Annotated in this window: 14 protein-coding genes; 3 read left to right on the top strand and 11 right to left on the bottom strand. The window is 63.3% G+C overall.

Annotated features, from left to right (window positions below):
- Window positions 1-906, bottom strand: coding sequence for a UTP--glucose-1-phosphate uridylyltransferase GalU (gene galU, locus AC3WJU_RS09150; RefSeq protein WP_441437642.1), 906 nt, complete (start codon window positions 904-906; stop codon window positions 1-3).
- 117 nt (window positions 907-1023) lie between these two features.
- Here galU and AC3WJU_RS09145 point away from each other — a divergent pair, with 117 nt between their 5' ends.
- The 3 genes from AC3WJU_RS09145 to cpaB all read left to right on the top strand — a co-directional run bounded on the left by AC3WJU_RS09145 (window position 1024) and on the right by cpaB (window position 3003).
- Window positions 1024-1629, top strand: coding sequence for a 5-formyltetrahydrofolate cyclo-ligase (locus AC3WJU_RS09145; RefSeq protein ID WP_307052526.1), 606 nt, complete (start codon window positions 1024-1026; stop codon window positions 1627-1629).
- A gap of 154 nt (window positions 1630-1783) precedes the next feature.
- A complete protein-coding gene (locus AC3WJU_RS09140) occupies window positions 1784-2047 on the top strand; it encodes an FmdB family zinc ribbon protein (RefSeq protein WP_059387425.1) in 264 nt (87 codons plus the stop codon).
- 200 nt (window positions 2048-2247) lie between these two features.
- A complete protein-coding gene (gene cpaB / locus AC3WJU_RS09135) occupies window positions 2248-3003 on the top strand; it encodes a Flp pilus assembly protein CpaB (protein WP_172465467.1) in 756 nt (251 codons plus the stop codon).
- 19 nt (window positions 3004-3022) lie between these two features.
- Here cpaB and AC3WJU_RS09130 read toward each other — a convergent pair whose 3' ends face one another.
- The 10 genes from AC3WJU_RS09130 to AC3WJU_RS09085 form a co-directional block, all read right to left on the bottom strand.
- A complete protein-coding gene (locus AC3WJU_RS09130; protein WP_445286177.1) occupies window positions 3023-3268 on the bottom strand; it encodes a hypothetical protein in 246 nt (81 codons plus the stop codon).
- Window positions 3269-3277: 9 nt separating this feature from the next.
- Window positions 3278-7192, bottom strand: coding sequence for an AAA family ATPase (locus AC3WJU_RS09125; protein ID WP_492259703.1), 3915 nt, complete (start codon window positions 7190-7192; stop codon window positions 3278-3280).
- Window positions 7193-7320: 128 nt separating this feature from the next.
- Entirely contained in the window at window positions 7321-8925 is a 1605-nt protein-coding gene (gene guaA / locus AC3WJU_RS09120; protein WP_284991339.1) for a glutamine-hydrolyzing GMP synthase, read from the bottom strand.
- A 121-nt stretch (window positions 8926-9046) separates the two neighbouring features.
- Complete coding sequence (locus AC3WJU_RS09115) at window positions 9047-9565, bottom strand: DUF3817 domain-containing protein (RefSeq protein WP_492259702.1); 519 nt, start codon at window positions 9563-9565, stop codon at window positions 9047-9049.
- On the bottom strand, window positions 9562-10404 hold the full coding sequence (locus AC3WJU_RS09110; protein WP_307052524.1) for an SURF1 family protein: 843 nt from the start codon (window positions 10402-10404) through the stop codon (window positions 9562-9564). Before AC3WJU_RS09110 ends, AC3WJU_RS09115 begins: the two co-directional genes overlap by 4 nt.
- Before the next feature lie 58 nt (window positions 10405-10462).
- A complete protein-coding gene (locus tag AC3WJU_RS09105; protein WP_059387422.1) occupies window positions 10463-10951 on the bottom strand; it encodes a PTS sugar transporter subunit IIA in 489 nt (162 codons plus the stop codon).
- Between the two features lie 39 nt (window positions 10952-10990).
- Window positions 10991-12751 (bottom strand): glycerol-3-phosphate dehydrogenase/oxidase, encoded by a 1761-nt coding sequence (locus AC3WJU_RS09100; protein WP_059387421.1) that lies wholly within the window; start codon window positions 12749-12751, stop codon window positions 10991-10993.
- A gap of 100 nt (window positions 12752-12851) precedes the next feature.
- On the bottom strand, window positions 12852-13988 hold the full coding sequence (locus tag AC3WJU_RS09095; protein WP_306958937.1) for a GuaB3 family IMP dehydrogenase-related protein: 1137 nt from the start codon (window positions 13986-13988) through the stop codon (window positions 12852-12854).
- Between the two features lie 148 nt (window positions 13989-14136).
- Window positions 14137-15648 (bottom strand): IMP dehydrogenase, encoded by a 1512-nt coding sequence (gene guaB / locus AC3WJU_RS09090; protein ID WP_284991334.1) that lies wholly within the window; start codon window positions 15646-15648, stop codon window positions 14137-14139.
- Between the two features lie 207 nt (window positions 15649-15855).
- Complete coding sequence (locus AC3WJU_RS09085) at window positions 15856-17910, bottom strand: acyltransferase family protein (protein ID WP_492259701.1); 2055 nt, start codon at window positions 17908-17910, stop codon at window positions 15856-15858.
- Window positions 17911-18124 lie beyond the last annotated feature (214 nt).

The raw sequence follows: 18124 nt of genomic DNA, 5'->3' as shown, positions 1-18124 counted from the left end.
CTACTTGCTGAGGCCGGCGGCGAAGCCGGGCAACCACTCACGCAGACCGGGACCGAGATCTTCGCTGTCGCACGCCAGCTGGACGCAGGCTTTGAGGTAGCTCAGCTTGTCCCCGGTGTCGTATCGACGGCCACGGAAGACCACTCCATACACGCCGCGGCCTTCGCCCTCCTCGGCGGCCAGGACCTGGAGGGCATCCGTCAGTTGGATTTCCCCGCCGCGTCCCGGCTCGGTGTGCTCAAGGACGTCAAATACGGCGGGGTGAAGCACGTAGCGGCCAATCACGGCCAGGTTTGATGGAGCTTCATCTGCGGCTGGCTTTTCCACAAGCTGCTTGATCCGGACGTAGCCGTCTTCGCCGATATCCTCGATGTCAGCGCAGCCATAGGAACTGATCTGGGAGGGCTCCACCTCAATGAGGGCTACGACGGATCCGCCGGTCTTCTGCTGGACCTCAATCATGTCGCTGAGGAGAGTGTCCCGGGCGTCGATCAGATCGTCACCGAGAAGAACCGCGAACGGTTCATAGCCGACGTGCTGCTTGGCACGCAGCACCGCATGGCCCAAGCCCTTCGGGTCGCCTTGGCGAACATAGTGGATGTCGCCCAGGCCGCTCGTGGCCTGTACAGCGTCCAACTTTGTGAGGTCTCCCTTGGCCTCAAGGGTCGCTTCAAGAGCCGGGACACGGTCAAAGTGGTCTTCCAATGCGCGTTTGTTGCGTCCCGTGATCATCAGGATGTCGTTGAGGCCGACGCCCACGGCTTCCTCAACCACGTATTGGATGGCCGGCTTATCGACCACCGGCAGCATTTCCTTGGGCATGGCCTTTGTAGCCGGCAGGAATCTGGTACCGAGCCCCGCAACGGGGATCACGGCCTTGCGGACGGCGCAGCTATTGGAAGTCACCGGACTAATCTAACGGAAGGAGCTGGACATTGGGCAAAAGAGTCCCGGGGCGCACAGCGGTGAAGCTCCCTTTCCTGCCCATCCCCGGGCCGCACAGCAGCAAGAACTGGAGCAAAGATGACTTTGAAGGACGATATCCGCCGGGACAACCGCAAGCGCAGGCTCACCTTGACCGCGCAACAGCGTGCTGACGCTGGAACGGGGATTGCCCGCCATGGCCTCCTGTGGGCGGATGCGGTTACCCAAGGGAATCCGTCGACTTTCGCGGCTTATGTCGGCGTGGCTGCCGAGCCGCCGACAATGCCCTTGCTCGCTGCGCTCCACGCCGCCGGGCACCGGGTCCTCCTTCCCGTCTGTGAACCGGAACGGCGTCTGAGCTGGGTCTATTGGACACCGGAAACGTCTTTTGTCCGCTCGAACTACGCCCCGATTGACGAGCCCGTGGGCGAACGATTCGACAGTGGCGTCATCAAGGATGCGGCTGGAATCTTCCTTCCGGCCACCGCGGTCGATGAAAGCGGAAACCGTATCGGGCAAGGGGGCGGTTACTACGACCGGCTCCTCGACAAGCTCGACGCCGACGGGCAGCGTCCGCCGACTGTCGCCGTCGTATATGACCACGAAGTGCTGCCCGCGGGGACGATCCCCGCACAATCATTCGACAAGCCGGTGGCCGAGGCACTTACCCCTTACCGGGTTGTACGCCTGGTTGCGGCGGCTTGACCGAGTTTGAGGTCTGTCTACTCCGCCACATTCCGTAGTAGCGGCCTCGACTCCGGATGATAGAATTGGCACTCAGGCCCTGCGACTGCTAATGGACGGAACAATCCGCCTTGGCAGCACAGGACCTGCAGTTCGTCCCGGAGGAGGATCACCAGTGCCCACATATGCCTATGCCTGCAAAGACTGCGGACATGCCTTTGACATCGTTCAGGCTTTCACGGACAGCTCGCTGTCCGACTGCCCTGAATGCCAAGGGTCGTTGCGTAAGAAGTTCAACAGCGTGGGCGTCGTCTTCAAGGGATCGGGCTTCTACCGCACCGACTCCCGGGATTCCAAGGGAAGCACCGTTTCGGCCGCTCCCGCCGCACCAGCTGCGTCTCCGGCTCCGGCGTCGGTTCCGGCGGCTGCCGCGAGCTGATAGCGTTTCCGGCTGCCCCCGGTTTTCCACATAGCACGACGTTTCCACATAACTCAACGTTTCCACATAGCTCAATAGGGCCCTGCCACGGGACCTGCGTGCCCCGTTAGCGTGGCACCATGCCAAAAATCCCGAACGTATCCCCGGGCCCTGTGCCTGCCGGATCTTCGTCGCTCCCGCGCGATAGGATCCCGTCGCCGATGAGCATGGCCCGTACGCGTCGCCTTCAGGTTCTTCCTTTCAGGGCGGGCGGGCGCCTCGGCGCTCCCACGCGACAATCCGGGCATCGACGCTTCGCTGGCTGGCTAAACCACAACCGCCGCCTCGTGGTGGCCCTTCTGCTATGCGTGGCCGCCGGGATCGCGGTCCACCAGCTGACTCCCCCTTCGGAGCAGCGAGTCACGGTCCTGGCCGCCGCGCGGGATCTTCCTGCCGGGTCCACTTTGATGGATTCCGACCTCAAACCCCTCGAAGTCCTTCCAGATGGAGTTCCCGCGGGGGCGCTCTCCCCCAAAACCGGATACGGCGGGAAGCAGCTTGCCTCGCCCCTGCGAAAGGGGCAGATCCCCACGGACGCCCAACTCCTGGGACCGGGCCTGCTCACCGGCACCGCACCCGCGACGGCGGCCGTTCCACTTCGCATGGCCGATCCCGCTTCAATCCAGCTCATCTCGCCGGGCCAGGTGGTCGACGTTGTGCTCACCGCAGCAGATGGGCCTGAAGGGCCCGGCAAGAAATCCGAACTCCTGGCATCTGCGGTCCCGGTCTTGTGGACGTCCGGGCAGGGAGGCAAGGCCACCCAATGGTTGGGCACGAACGAGGCGGACGGCCTTGTGGTTGTCGCCGCCAATCCGCAACAGGCCGAAATCCTCGCCGGAGCTTCCACGCGAGGGAAACTGTTCTTTGTCCTCGTCAATCCCTCTGACAACCGGCAATCCCGAGCCCCGGCCGGATAACCACGAGCAAATGGAGGGTTCAGCCCCAGTGCGGGGGCCTTTGCTCCTTCAGCCAGGCGTCGTGGTCATAGCCAGGCTCATCGCCCCAACGGCGTGGATCATCCTCGGAGGCTTTCTTGGGGAGAATACTCTCTCCTGCCGGCTTCCGCTCCGGTGCGGGCTTCACTTTTGTTTTCTCCTGCCCGTCCAACTCCGCGTCAGGGCCCAGCGCATCGGCACTGGTGTCCGCAGCGCGCTTGGATTGAGTGCTTTTGCTTTCCGCCATTGCGCTTCCTTAGGGGATCGCCGGTCCCGAGCCAGTGCCTTGCGTACCGCGGGGGCCTTGCATACCATCAGGCCCGGCCGTGGCCTGGTCCGCCTGACTGTTCAGTTCCAATTGTTCAACATCAACATCCAGGAATCCATCCTGGACGGCACCATACGAGGGTGCCGTCGGCTTCTCCAGCCCCAGATAGGAACCGATGCGGTCGGCGCAGGACGAAGGATCCGTGAATACTTCAATGGTCCACAAGGACATGTAACGCCAACCCAGGCGTTCCAGAAGTTGGGGCCGGAGCCTGCTGCGCTCCCTGACGCTCATGCGGCGGTATCGTTCCGTGCCATCCGATTCAATGGCCACCGGGGTGGGCATTTCGGTGTCATCGCGACCTATGGTGTGCACGGGATCGGCTGCCGCGGCAATGTCCAAGGCTCCATCGTAGTGGTGCCACACCCGGGCTCCGCGTGCACGGAGCCGCTCGCCCAGATCCGCCACCAACGGATCCTCACCGAGCGCCTGCTCGCTGGCAGCAGCCCTGGTGGCGGGCGTCCCCAGGTCCGAATTCCCGGACAATTCACGGTCCAGGAGTTCATGGAAATCAACGGCGCCGTGAGCCAACCTGTCCAGGTCGAGGTCCTCCGGACGGAAGCAGCTCAGGACGTGCAACGACCTCCGGGATCGGGTCATTGCCAAGGCAAACTTGTTTCGCCCGCCTTCTACGGAGAGCGGCCCGAAACTGTGCAGAGCCCGGCCGTGCGGGGTGCGCCCAAAGCCCAGGGAGAAGATGATGTGGTCGCGGACCAGTCCTTGTGCGCGCTCCAAATCCACCACGCGGAAGGACTCCGCACCGGCGTTGAAGAAACCCGACAGCAGCGGATAGTTGGGGAGCTGGAGCCTGATGGCCTCGCCGATCCTTGCGGCATGCCGCAGGCTTGCGGTGACCACGGCGAGCGAGGTCCTTGGCCGCAGACTGGCGTGTTGAAACACCAGGTCAACCACACGGTTCACTTCCGCGGCGACCGATTCGACACCTTCGTGATCCGCCCCGGGAAGGCCAGTACCATCCGGGATGTACTCAACTACCACCGAGCGGTCCAACCCGGTTACGGACTGCCCGTCCGGCAGCCGGCGAAGGCCACCGTTGTAGTAGTTCTTGCTCAACTGCAGCACGAGATCTTCGTCGACCGCGCGATACACCCAGTTCAACTGCCAGGTGGGCAGGACCCGGGCCAGGGCATTGAATGCACTGTCCACGGTGTCTTGGCTTGCGGCTCCGGCCATGGGTGGCTCCACGGCGACGCTGAAAGTGCGGGCATTGGCGATCTTCGCGTCGCCAAAGGCAACCACTTGCTGGGCCCGGGCAATGGCCGGCAGGACGGCCTGCAACGATGTGCTCTCGGCATCGAGAATCACCACCGCGTCGAATTTTTGTTCTGCGGGCAAGAGGCTCGTCAGCAGGTACGGACTGATGGACCACACCGGAACCAAGCGGGACACAAGGGCGGGCGCCTGGGCACTGAGCGCGGACAGGGTAACGCGGCCGTCTTTGATCAGGTTCCGCAGGAGCTCCGATTGGCGGGGGTGTTCGGCGATTCCAGCCCGCCACATTTCGGCAAGTTTCCACCGCAGGCGCGCGGCCCCGCTGGCAATGTGCGCGTGGTCCGCCAGGCGGTACTCCGCTTCGAGGCGGCGAAGGGAATCGCCGTCGGACATCGCGAGGTAGTCGTCACCGCTGATCATCGCTTCCAGGGCGGACTGCCACCAGGCGAGGTCCAGTTCCGCGGCAACAGATTCGGCAGGCACTTCGCGTTCAGCCAGGTCAGCAAGAAGCTCGGCGAGTCCGTGCTCGCGCATGTTCTCGACCAGAAGCGTGCGCTCCGGGAGTGTCTCCAAAGTGCCGGTGTCCGCCACAAGGCGCTCAAGCCGCTCCATGAGATCCTCGTAGCGCGTCGCGTGGAGGTCGCCGCCAGCCGCGGTGTGTTGGAGGCAATCGCCCAAGCGGCGGAGATCCCGGTCCAGTTCGCGGTAGCTCGCGCCGAGGTCGGCAAGTCCGGAGGGCACTGCCGGATGGCGCTGGGTGGTCGCGTACTGGGCCCACAGTGCCCGCTGTTCCTGAACGAGCGCCAAGGAGCTGTGCAGATCCGCAATGTGGACACCGGGGCGGACATATTCCTTTGCCACACGACGCAAGCGGGAGCGCTGCATCGAGGGCATCTCGACTCCCCGCTCACGGCGCCAAGCGGAGGTAGCGGTGGCCGAAATCAGGTCGTGGACCGGCCGGTCAAAAATATCCGGGGTGAACTTGTCCAGGCTCTCCCGGACCGCCATCAAGAGTTCAAGCTGCGCGCCCCATTCGGCGAAGTTCGCCCCAAGCCGGATTTCGGAGTGCTCCGCAACCTGGTTCATCCGTTCACGCAACCGGGGAAGTTGTTCGGCGGCACTGCTGGCCAGTTGCTGGGCTTCCTCGGTCTCCTTGCGCGTGACCAGGCGGGCCCCGTACCAAGGGCTCGACGTCGATTCACGGCTGAAGCTGCCAAGCTCCGCAGCGCGGCGCAGTCTCTCGGCCAACTCGGCCCGGTCTTTGATATTGTCCAACACGCTGCGCTTCAAGCGCACCGTCGTAGCGGGGGCAGGGTGGATCGAGGTGAGCTCCGCGAGCGACTGCATTGCCTGGTAGGGCGAGCACCCCCAGCGCTGCCGTACGTTGTGCAAAGAGGCGACGTGGTCCATGAGTGCATGGCGGTGCTCGGTCAAGGTCTTGTGGAGATTCGCGAGTTGCGGCTCCAGCGACTTCTCGTTGCGGATAATCGCGCTGACCAGTTGACCCTTGAGCTGCTGGGGCGTGGCACCGTTGCCTGGCCTGAACAGCATCGATTCAAGGCCAAGGGCTTCAAAATGGCCGGCCAGGCCGTTGAGGCTCGCCCGCCGGTCGCCCACCACAAGCACCGACTTCCCCTCGTTGACGAGGGCACCGATGGCGTTGATCGCGGTTTGGGTCTGGCCGCTGCCTGGTGGGGTGCTCACCACCAGCGAGTCCCCTGCCCGGACGGCATCCACGACGTACTGCTGATCCGAGTCCGCGTCCAGGAGCAGCGATTCTTCGGCGGGGTCGCGCTCGTCGAGGTTCGGGAACCGTCCGGACTTGATGGGTTCGGGTTCCACATCGCCGCCGTTGGCGGCTTCAAACAGGGAGGCAACGACGCTGCTGTTCTCGTTGATCCAGGGGTCGTCCAAGTTCCCGGACAGATCCGCCAACGTCGTGATGAGGAGATTGGGGGTTACTTCGGCACCGTGGATCGGTTGTACCAGTGTGGCAAGACGGTCGAGGACCGGCAGCGGGTCAAGGCGCGCGGTGTTGTAGGCCATGCGGCTCACGGCGTTGACGTCAAAGACGATTCCATGGACGGTCTTCAAATGCCGGACCAACGCGGGGTTGATGCCTGCTTGCTCGGTCAGTTGCAGCTCGTAGTCGTCTTCGCCCGGCCGCGCCGTGAGTGAGATGGCTGCCAACATGACGGGGGCGGAGACTCGTTGGGGTTTCCCTCCCACCGCCGACGTCCACACGACCGTGCCGCAGGAGAGATAGCCGGCGTCGATTCCCCGGTCATTTCCCAGTTCGAAAATCTTTGAGCGAAGGTTCCTGGCTGCACGCGCGGCAACAAGATACTGCTGGCGATCCCGGATCAAGGTGGAAAGACGGGTCCGACGTCCGGCGAGGAGCTGTGCCAGGCCTGAGGGGTGGCCGTTGCTTAGGTCTATCGACCCTTCCGGCGTCTTGACGAAGCGCAGCATGGTGTCCGCGCCAGTCACGGGCTTGAGCCCCGACAGCCATTTCCGAAGCTCTATGGAGCTCTCTTCGTGGCTTTGACCTACTGACACCGCTGCCTTCTTTTCTGTTATAGCTCGAGACGACTTGGACCAAATCGGCATACTTTCGAGGGTAGCGGGAATCGACCGGCAGTCCGCACCGCAACACTGGTGGAAAGGCAAATTGGCGCTGATTTCAGGGGAAAAACAAAGTGACCGGCCCCTGGAACAGAGGCCGGTCACTCAGAATGCTATTCCCACTCGATGGTTCCCGGCGGCTTGCTGGTGACATCAAGTACCACGCGGTTGACGCCATCAACCTCGTTGGTGATCCTGTTGGAGATCCTGGCGAGGAGGTCATACGGAAGCCTCGACCAGTCGGCGGTCATGGCGTCCTCGGACGAAACCGGACGCAGCACGATCGGGTGTCCGTAGGTGCGGCCGTCGCCCTGCACGCCAACGCTGCGGACGTCGGCCAGCAGCACGACAGGCATCTGCCAGACGTCATTGTCGAGTCCGGCCGCCGTGAGTTCAGCCCGCGCAATCGCGTCCGCCTTGCGAAGGAGGTCGAGCCGTTCCTTGGTCACGTCGCCGACGATGCGGATACCGAGGCCGGGTCCGGGGAACGGCTGGCGTCCGACGATCTCCTGCGGCAAGCCGAGCTGCGCGCCCACGGCACGAACCTCGTCCTTGAACAGCGCGCGGAGCGGTTCAACGAGTTCGAACTGCAGGTCCTCGGGAAGGCCGCCCACGTTGTGGTGGCTCTTGATATTCGCGGCACCTTCGCCGCCGCCCGATTCGACGACGTCCGGGTACAGGGTGCCCTGGACGAGGAACTTGATGCTCTCGCCTTCGGACGCAGCCTCGGCGATGATGGCCCGCTCTGCTTCCTCGAACGCACGAATGAACTCGCGGCCGATGATCTTGCGCTTGGTTTCGGGATCGCTGACCCCGGCCAGGGCGGACAGGAAACGCTCCTGCTCGTTGGCGACGTAGAGTTTGACGCCGGTAGCAGCAACGAAGTCACGCTCGACCTGTTCGGCTTCGCCTTCGCGCAGCAAGCCATGGTCCACGAAGACGCAGGTCAGCTGATCGCCAACGGCGCGCTGCACGAGGGCTGCGGCAACGGCCGAGTCGACGCCGCCGGAGAGGCCGCAGATGACCTTGGAATCGCCGATCTGCCGGCGGATCCGGTCCACCTGCTCGTCCAGGATGTTGCCTGTGGTCCAGTTCGGCTTCAGGCCTGCCCCGTTGAACAGGAAGTTTTCCAGAACCTGCTGGCCGTGGACGGAGTGCTTTACTTCCGGGTGCCATTGAACGCCGTAGAGATGCTTCTCTTCGTTCGCGAAAGCAGCCACAGGTGCTCCGGCGGTGGTCGCCAGGACCTCGAAGCCTTCAGGAGCCTCGTGAACGGAGTCTCCGTGGCTCATCCAGGTGTTCTGGGAGTCCGGGACACCTGCAAGGATGGAGCGCGCCTCACCGACGGTGGTGGCCTCGGTAGCGCCGTACTCCCGCAGACCGGTCTGAGCGACCTTGCCGCCGAGCGCGTTCGCCATGGCCTGGAAGCCGTAGCAAATACCGAAGACCGGGACGCCGGCCTCGAAAAGGTCCGCGCCAACCCTCGGGGCACCCTCGGCATAAACGCTTGAAGGTCCGCCTGAGAGGATGATCGCTGCCGGGTTCTTGGCCAGAAGCTGCTCGGTGGTGAACGTGTGCGGAACAATTTCCGAGTACACATTCGCTTCACGGACGCGGCGGGCAATCAGCTGCGCGTACTGGGCACCGTAGTCAACAACCAGCACCGGCTTCTGGGAAGTCTGAGCTTCAGAACTGAAGGGTGCGGTGGGAGTAGTCACCGTAACAGCCTACTTTGCCGGGATGCCCCGGTGCACCTTGAAGCCGGTCGTGAAGCCCGGAAATCAGCCCCGGAACCAGTCCGACGTTAGCGATCTCACAGTGACCGCCGCACCACGCCCGTCAGTAGCGCTTGGAGGCCTGCGGATTCGCGGCGAGTTCCATCTCTACCTCAGAGTGGAACTTCTTCTCCACGATGAAGGACATGAGAGGGACGACGCCGCCCAAGGCGAGCAGGACGAGCTTGGTGAACGGCCAGCGCATGAGCGACCACAAGCGGAAATCCGAGATGAGGTACAGCACGTACATCCAACCGTGGACGATCAGGACCCCCACGGAAACGTTGACCCCGCCCAGGACCGCCTTGGACTCGGCGTCGGCGAATCCGAAACCGAAAGGCTGACCGGTGATCGCATCGGTACCGCCGGCGAAGAGATACACGCCGAACACATAGCGCGCGACGAGTTCGGCGCACAGAAGCAACAGCATGGTGCCGGTGAGGTAAGCCATGACTTTGTAGAACTTCAGGGCCGAGCGGATCTGCGCCGTCGTTCCGCCGAAGCGGCGCTTCTTGGCCGCCCTTGGCTTCGCGGCGGATTCTCCGGACTGTTCGGGCTGGATGGCCGGTTTGGGCTCAATCATGGCTTTACCTGTTCTGGCTTGGTAATTGCTGGCAAATCGTCTGACGGGTGTTCGTCGTCGGGCTCTTCCTCGTCGTCTTCAAGGGTGCGCCGGTAGTCATCGGCCACCATGCGCCACCAGATGTAGAGGGCGAATCCTGCAAAGACCACCCATTCCACGGAATAGAAAAGGTTGAGCCAGTTGATCTGTTGGTTGGGTGGTTGGGCCGGGATATTCAAGGGCTTCAGCTGCGCTGGAAGTGCGAGGGTCTTGCCCGCGGATACTTCCGACGTCGCGGCGACGAAGCCGGGATAGCTCGAGACGTCCCACGTGTTGATGAGTTCCGCGACGGAGACCGCAGAGGCGCGTCCCGCTCCGGCGTCGACGTTTGGCACCGGCGCCTCGGACGGCAGGAGCCGTCCGGTCAGTTCAATGGTGCCCGACGGCGGCGGACCGGCTTGGGCGGGATCGGCGACCCAGCCGCGGGCCACGGGGATCCACGTCTTTCCGGTTGCGCCGACGCCGTGGAGGACAGGTGCTCCGTCGACCGCAAACGCGGTCACTACCCAGTACCCTTTTTGCCCTGCGAGCAGCCGGCCCTCCACGAGGACCTGCTTGGTGGGATCGTAACTACCCTTGGCACTGACCATTTGGTCCGACGCCGAACCCGGGAAGAACGTTCCAGGCTGCAATTCCCCGGTAAGCGGCTTGACCTGCTCCACAGCGGGGTCGTCAACCGGGGCGTCGCTCTGGGTGGATCTGCCGAACTGCCACTGGCTGAGCAGCACAAACACCCCGGAGAGCAGGAGCGCAAAGACAAGTCCTGCGATCCAGCGGGGCTTCAGAGCGGTTTTCAACACCCCTTAACCGTACTTCGTCAAGCTGTAGAACAGCTAAACGGGAGGGCCTGCCCCTTCCTCAGTGGTCGAAGAAAACCAAGCTGGAGTTGATCAGTTCGGCGATGACTTCGGGATCGTGGGCGCGCCGGAGGGATTCCCTGAACGATTCCTTGGACAGCGAGCGGGCCAAGGTCGCGAGGACTTCCAGGTGGTCCGAGAATGAGCTGGCGGGCGTAGCGATGAGCAGGACCAACGTGGCCGGTCCGTCGCTGGCGCCGAAGTCCAACGAATGACCGAATTTCGTGACACCAACAGCGATGGAGACCCTGGAGACATACTCGCTGCGGGCATGCGGAAGGCCAATGCCGCCCGGCAGCCCGGTAGCAAGTTGGTGCTCGCGCGAGTTGACGACTTCGAGGAAGCCCTCAAGGTCCGTGATGCGCCCGGCTGCGTACAGCCGTTCCGCGAGCTGGCCCGCGGCATCTGTTTTGTCTACCGCTTCCATCTCAAGGATGACGGTCTCCGGCGTGGTTAGTTCGGCATCATACGGGTCCAGTGGTTCCGCCAAGTCGTTTTCCCTCCAGTGTGGCCAGCCAACCCGGGCCGCTCAGCGGAGGGGAACGATGTCATCGACGCCCATGCGCGCAGCATCGGCCGATTCATCGTCGGGCTGCTGTTGGCTGAGCCGTTCAGCTTCCACCCGGGCCAGGTAGTGCTTGATTTCGCTTTCCCGCTGCGCATCGCTCCAGCCAAGAATTTCTCCCATCAGCTTAGCGACAACAGGGACCGCGGAAACACCTCTGTCCCACGACTCGATCGAGATGCGGGTGCGCCGGGTCAGGACGTCATGGACATGCCGGGCACCCTCATGGGTCGCGGCATAGACGACCTCTGCCGCCAAATAGTCGTCTGCCCCCGGCAGCGGCTCCGCCATCGCCGGGTTGTCCTTGATGATGGCGAGGACTTCCGGGGTCATGGAGCCGTAGCGGTTGAGCAAATGTTCCACCCTGGCAACGTGGACCCCGGCCTCGTCGGCGGTTCTTCCCCGCCTGTTCCACGCGGCTTTGAATCCCTCGGCGCCCAGGAGGGGGATGGTATCGGTGCAGCTCGCCGGCACGCGCTCGTCCATGGCCCGGGTCGCTTCGTCCACCGCGTCCTTCGCCATGACCCGGTACGTGGTGAACTTTCCACCCGCAACCACCACCAAGCCTGGAACCGGGTGCGCCACCACGTGTTCGCGTGAAAGTTTGGCCGTGGAGTCGCTCTCCCCCGCCAGCAGCGGACGCAGTCCGGCGTAGACACCTTCGACATCCTCACGGGTCAAGGGCCGCTTCAAGACACGATTGACGTGTTCAAGAACATAGTCGATGTCCTTGGTAGACGCTGCAGGATGCGCCTTGTCAAGCTTCCAGTCGGTGTCCGTTGTGCCGATGATCCAGTGCCGCCCCCAAGGAATGACGAACAGCACGGATTTTTCAGTTCTCAGGATCAATCCGACCGTGGACTGGAAGCGGTCGCGCGGGACCACAAGGTGGATGCCTTTGGATGCACGGACCTTGAGCTGGCCGCGATCCGTCACCATGGCCTGGGTCTCGTCCGTCCAGACTCCGGTGGCATTGACCACTTGCTTGGCGCGGACTTCGATGATGCTGCCGTCTTCCTGGTTTTCCACCTTGGCGCCGACCACGCGTTCGCCCTCCCGCACGAACGACACCACGCGCATCCTGTTCACGGCATGCGCTCCGTAATGTGCGGCCGTGCGGACGACATTGACCACCAGCCTGGCGTCGTCGACCTGTGCATCGTAGTAGCGGATGGAGCCGACGAAGGCATCGCTCTTGAGGCTGGGTGCTGCCCGCAGTGTTCCGCGCCGGAAGAGGTGTTTGTGCATGGGTACGCCGCGGCTGTGGCCGGAGGTGAGGCCAAGCGTGTCGTAGAGGAAGATGCCGGCACCAACGTAGGGCCGCTCCCAGAAACGCCGGGTCAGCGGATACAGGAACGGAACCGGGCGCACGAGGTGTGGGGCGATTTGCTGGATCAGCAAACCACGTTCCTGGAGGGCCTCCTGGACCAACGCAAAGTCGAGCATTTCCAGGTAACGCAAGCCGCCGTGAATCAGCTTCGAAGACCGTGACGACGTGCCGGAAGCCCAGTCCCGGGCCTCGACAATGCCCACCGACAAACCGCGGGTCACCGCGTCCAGCGCCGCACCGGCCCCCACTACGCCTCCCCCGACGATGAGGATGTCGAGTTCCTTGCCAGGCTCCGTGGTTCCCCTGAGGACTTCGATGGATCTTTCCCGCGCCTCCGGACTCAACGCACCGGTTGATGCATCAATCCTTTGCGAACCATCTGCAACACTGCTCATTGGACGCCTCCCATCGCACAAGCCCGTAGTTCCCCACACTACTTCTTGTCCAGCGGCTTGGGCAGGGTTTTCGCCTGCGCTAAAGCGGCCCGAGCGGGAGCTACTGGCCCGAGTATGGCGAGACGACGACGTCGACCCGCTGGAACTCCTTCAGGTCCGAATAGCCCGTGGTCGCCATGGAGCGGCGGAGCGCGCCGATCAGGTTTGATGTGCCGTTGGTGTGGTGGCCCGGCCCGAAGAGTACTTCTTCGAGGGGACCGACGGTGCCGACGTTGACCCTGTCGCCGCGGGGCAGCTCAAGGTGGTGGGCTTCCTGGCCCCAGTGCCAGCCCTTGCCCGGGGCCTCTTCGGCACGGGCCAAGGCGCTGCCGAGCATGACGGCGTCGGCGCCCATGGCGATGGCTTTGACGATGTCACCCGAAGTACCCATGCCGCCGTCGGCTATCACGTGCACGTAGCGTCCGCCGGATTCATCCATGTAGTCGCGGCGGGCGGCGGCGACGTCGGAAATGGCGGAAGCCATGGGCGAATGGATGCCGAGGGCGCGCCGCGTGGTAGTCGTTGCGCCGCCGCCGAAGCCCACCAGGACGCCGGCCGCTCCGGTACGCATGAGGTGCAAAGCCGGGGTGTAGCCGGCAGCCCCGCCGACGATCACGGGGACGTCGAGCTCATAGATGAACTGCTTGAGGTTCAGGGGCTCATGGTTCTTTGAGACGTGCTCGGCCGAGACCGTGGTGCCCCGGATGACAAAAATGTCGACGCCGGCGGCCACCACTGTCTTGTAGTGTTCCTGGGTGCGCTGCGGTGTCAGCGAGCCGGCCACTGTCACGCCCGATGCGCGGATTTCCGCGAGCCTGGTGGTGATCAGTTCGGGCTGGATGGGGGCCTTGTAGAGCTCCTGCATGCGCCGGGTGACCGTCGGGCTGGCCGTTTCATCCGCAAGGGCAGAGATCTCGTCCAGCACGGACTGGGGATCTTCGTACCGCGTCCACAGGCCCTCGAGGTCCAGAACGCCCAAGCCGCCCAGCCGCCCAAGCGCGATGGCCGTTTCAGGCGACATCGCGGAGTCCATGGGTGCGGCGATCACGGGCATCTCAAACTTGTAGGCATCAATCTGCCATGAGACCGAAACGTCCTTGGGGTCGCGCGTCCGGCGGTTGGGGACGATCGCGATGTCATCCAGGGAGTAGGCACGACGCCCACGCTTGCCACGGCCAATCTCAATCTCGTAAGTCACTGCTCTAGGTTATCCCAGTGCGGCGCGATGTTCCGGCAGGGTGACGCAGACCATGACGACAGGCAATGCCTGATAAATAAGTGAGCCCGCCGCCCCCATAGTGGAGGTGGCGGGCTCGCTTGGAACTGCCTGGGATAGGAATTTACGCCTAGCGGGAACCGTAGTTCGGAGCCTCGACGGTCATCTGGATGTCATGCGGGTGGGACTCCTTGAGTCCGGCCGCAGTGATGCGCACAAACTTACCGCGTGCCTTGAGTTCGGCGATGGTCGGGGCACCCGTGTAGAACATGGTCTGGCGCAGGCCGCCGACCAGCTGGTACGCCACCGAGGAGAGCGGGCCGCGATAGGCGACGCGACCTTCGATGCCTTCCGGGATGAGCTTGTCATCACCGGAAACGTCCGCCTGGAAATAGCGGTCCTTCGAGTAGGACGTGTTCTTGCCACGGGACTGCATGGCCCCCAGGGAACCCATGCCGCGGTAGCTCTTGAACTGCTTGCCGTTCACGAAGATCAGCTCACCCGGCGACTCGTCGCAACCAGCCAGCAATGAGCCGAGCATGACGGTGTCGGCACCGGCCACGAGGGCCTTGCCGATATCGCCCGAGTACTGCAGGCCGCCGTCGGCGATCAGCGGAACACCGGCGGGGATGGCCGCCTTCGAGGACTCGTAGATAGCCGTGATCTGGGGAACGCCCACACCGGCAACAACGCGCGTGGTGCAAATGGAGCCCGGGCCCACGCCCACCTTGATGCCGTCGGCACCGGCGTCGATCAGTGCCTGGGCGCCTTCGCGGGTGGCGGCCTGGCCGCCGATGATGTCAACGTGGGCAGCGACGGGATCCGACTTCAGGCGCGTGATCATGTCCAGGACACCTTGCGAGTGGCCGTTGGCGGTGTCCACGAAAAGTGCGTCGACACCGGCGTCGATCAGGGCCATGGCCCGTTCCCAACCGTCGCCGAAGAAACCGATGGCTGCGCCGACCCGGAGGCGGCCTTCCTCGTCCTTCGTCGCGAGCGGGTACTGCTCGGCCTTGGTGAAGTCCTTGGTGGTGATCAGGCCCTTGAGGCGACCCTGCTCGTCAACGAGGGGCAGCTTCTCGATCTTGTTGGTGGCCAGTTTGTGCGAAGCCTCTTCGCGGCTGATGCCCACGTGGCCCGTGATGAGCGGCATCTTGGTCATGACGTCGCTGACCAGCCTCAGCGGGAAGTCGGACTCCGGCACGAAGCGGGTGTCGCGGTTGGTGACGATACCGAGTAGACGGCCGTCCGTGTCGATCACGGGCAGGCCGGAAACCCGGTAACGCGAACACAGTTCGTCCAGTTCCTGAAGGGTGGCCTCCGGGTGGATGGTCAGGGGGTTGGTGATCATCCCGGACTCGGAGCGCTTGACGCGGTCGACGTGGTCGGCCTGGTCTTCGATGGACAAGTTGCGGTGGATGACGCCAAGGCCACCCTGGCGGGCCATGGCAATGGCCATCCGGGACTCGGTGACAGTGTCCATGGCGGCGGACAGCAGCGGGGTCTGGACCGAAATCCGCTTGGAGATCCGGGAGGAGGTGTCAGCTTCGGACGGAATGACGTTGGTGTGGCCCGGCAGCAGCAGGACGTCGTCATAGGTCAGGCCAACAAAGCCAAAGGGATCGTGTTCGGGCTGGGTCATGAGTGCGCCTCTTACCTTGGTTCTTGGGGGTTGCTCTGGTAGGGGTTGCAGCTGATGACCAGCCCGTCATTACGGGACTGGCCTGTGCAGAAAGGTTCTGAATAAATAGTAGAACCTCGCCGCCGATCCCCATATTCCGCGAGGGCAATGTGAGCAACAGCACCCGGCATCCGCCGCCGAGCCGCTGGACAACCCAACTCTGGCCGCCTAGCTCCACCCGGTCGCGGCCATGAACGCCTTCTCGAAGTATGGGGTCAGGGTCTTCATGTAGGTGGCGGTCACGTGGTTGTCGTCCTTGTAGACAATCACGTTGCCGATCACTGCAGGACAATTCGCATCAGGGCAGAAGTACTTCGAGAGGTCCAGGAATTTCGTGTCGGGCATTGCCGCGGCGACGGCCCCCGTCGGGGAGTCTTCCGAATAGATTTCGGCGCGTTGGGAACCACAGGCAACATACGCGCCGGGGTTCTTCTCAAGGCAAGCGGGAACTGGCTGCGCTGCCCGTGGTGTGTCTCGGAAGGCGACCACTTGGATTCCGGCGTCGTTGAGGGTCTTTACTTCCGTGACCCAGGAAGGATCGAGCCGCTCCGGGACGTTGCTCTGAGCATTGGTGCGCGTACTGGTCGTCACCACAACATCCGGCTTCATCTTCAGGACCTCTGCGAGCGTGGCCTTGTTGAAGTCAACGCATGCCTGCGTAATGTCTGCCGCGGTGTCCTCGCCAAGCGGGCAATATCCCTTCGTGATGGACGTCAGGCTCCAATTGTTCTTTGCGGCCATCGTAAGCAGCGGCGTGTTCAGCACGTGGGCGTGCGAACTGCCTATGACCACCACGGACTTCGTCCCGTTCTTGATCCCGTTGGTGCATCGGTTGACGAACTCCTGCGGGTCCGCGGTCCCTGTGCAGGCGGTCGGGAAAACCGGCCAGTCCCCATCAACGGCGGTCATGCTTGGAACCAAGGGCACTCCTGGATCGGGGGTGTACACGAAGTCCCCGCCCACGGCCGCCGCTCCGGGGTTGCGGGCATCCATGTTTGCAACCAAGGCACGGTTTGTCTGCTCGATCTGCAGGGGCCAACCCGCCAAGGGCAAAATAGCCACGGCCCCTACCGCAACCAGCGAAATCGCGCTTCTGCGCCGGTTGGCCTCGGGCCACTTCCACTCCCGCAACGGCTTCTCGATGAACCTGGTGGTCAGAACAGCCAGGAGGAAGGCACCAACAATGATCACTGTGCCGGACAACCAGCCGGCGTGGGTCTTGCCGGACCAAGCCAGATAGATGACCAACATGGGCCAGTGCCAGAGGTAGAGGGCGTACGAATTGTTTCCCATCCGCACGAGCGGCTTGGAACTGAGGATCCGGTCGATTCCGAACCGGCTCTGGGTCTGGCCCGCCGCGAGGATACAGGCTGCGGCCAGCGTTGGCCACAAGGCCAACCACCCGGGGAAGACCCCCTCGACGTCGAGGATGAGCCCGCAGCTGAGCATCGCCAGGATACCGAGCCAGCCTAAGACGATCCTGGCCGACCTGGGTATTTTGACCGAAGGCAGGAAAAGTGCCAGAAGAGTTCCCAGGGCAAACTCCCACAGCCTGGCCGCCGTCGAGAAGTACGCCGCCGATTGGTCCGAAGCGGTGTAGAGGACCGAATACACCAGGGAAACCAGGAAGACTAATCCAAAGATGTAACGCAGAAGGGGAACGTACGCGAGCCTGAACCTCCTCGCCACCCAGCCAGCGCCCACGAAGATGATCGGCCAGACAATGAAGACCTGTCCTTGGATGGACAGCGACCAGAAATGCTGTAGCGGGCTGGCCAGGCTGTGGTCCGCGGCGTAGTAGTTGACTGCCTGCGACTGCAGCAGGAAGTTCTCAACGTAGAAGAGTGAAGCCCAGCCCTGCTTGATGGTATCGACCCAGCGGGTGGCCGGCATGAAGATGAAAGTGGCGGCCAGCGTTCCAACGATCACCGTCACGGCTGCCGGCAAGAGCCTCCGGAAGTGATGAAGGTAGTGCTTGATCAGCTCCGTCTGCCGCCCGCCGGCATACCGCCGTGTGAACTGCGCCGTCATGAGGAATGCAGAGACCAGGAGGAAAATATCCACCCCGCCGGAGACCCGGCCGAACCAGATGTGGTACGTGACAACCATGAGGACGGCAACAGATCGAAGCCCTTGGATCTCAGGACGGAACGTTGATTTGGGGGCCGATTTCTGCGTCTCGCCGCTAGTTCGCCGTAGCGCAATCGGGCGCGTGGTTGTCAAAGTCTTGCCTCCAGGGTGCTACTCAAACCGTCTACCCTACTGATTCGAAATGTTCGTCGTCAATTGAGACCGCGTTCAACCAACTTCCTATGATCCATTAGGACACAAGGGGCTGGGAGCTTCCGGAGCGTTGTCTGGGTCAATCCTCCATGCCGTTTTCCGGGCAACGCGGGGTCACTTACGGCCCATCCGGCAGCACCTAATGGGCCGTAAG

The organism is Arthrobacter sp. FW306-1B-F12A (assembly GCF_058781865.1).
The sequence above is the reverse complement of the archived record's forward strand: the minus strand, read 5'-3'. Positions and strand labels throughout refer to the sequence as shown.

Excerpts from the sequence above, each read along its gene's own strand:
- AC3WJU_RS09145 (WP_307052526.1), top strand. The coding sequence starts at position 1,024 with ATGACTTTGAAGGACGATATCCGCCGGGACAACCGCAAGCGCAGGCTC.
- cpaB (WP_172465467.1), top strand. The coding sequence starts at position 2,248 with ATGAGCATGGCCCGTACGCGTCGCCTTCAGGTTCTTCCTTTCAGGGCG.
- AC3WJU_RS09130 (WP_445286177.1), bottom strand. The coding sequence starts at position 3,268 with ATGGCGGAAAGCAAAAGCACTCAATCCAAGCGCGCTGCGGACACCAGT.
- AC3WJU_RS09125 (WP_492259703.1), bottom strand. The coding sequence starts at position 7,192 with ATGCCGATTTGGTCCAAGTCGTCTCGAGCTATAACAGAAAAGAAGGCA.
- AC3WJU_RS09115 (WP_492259702.1), bottom strand. The coding sequence starts at position 9,565 with ATGATTGAGCCCAAACCGGCCATCCAGCCCGAACAGTCCGGAGAATCC.
- AC3WJU_RS09100 (WP_059387421.1), bottom strand. The coding sequence starts at position 12,751 with ATGAGCAGTGTTGCAGATGGTTCGCAAAGGATTGATGCATCAACCGGT.
- guaB (WP_284991334.1), bottom strand. The coding sequence starts at position 15,648 with ATGACCCAGCCCGAACACGATCCCTTTGGCTTTGTTGGCCTGACCTAT.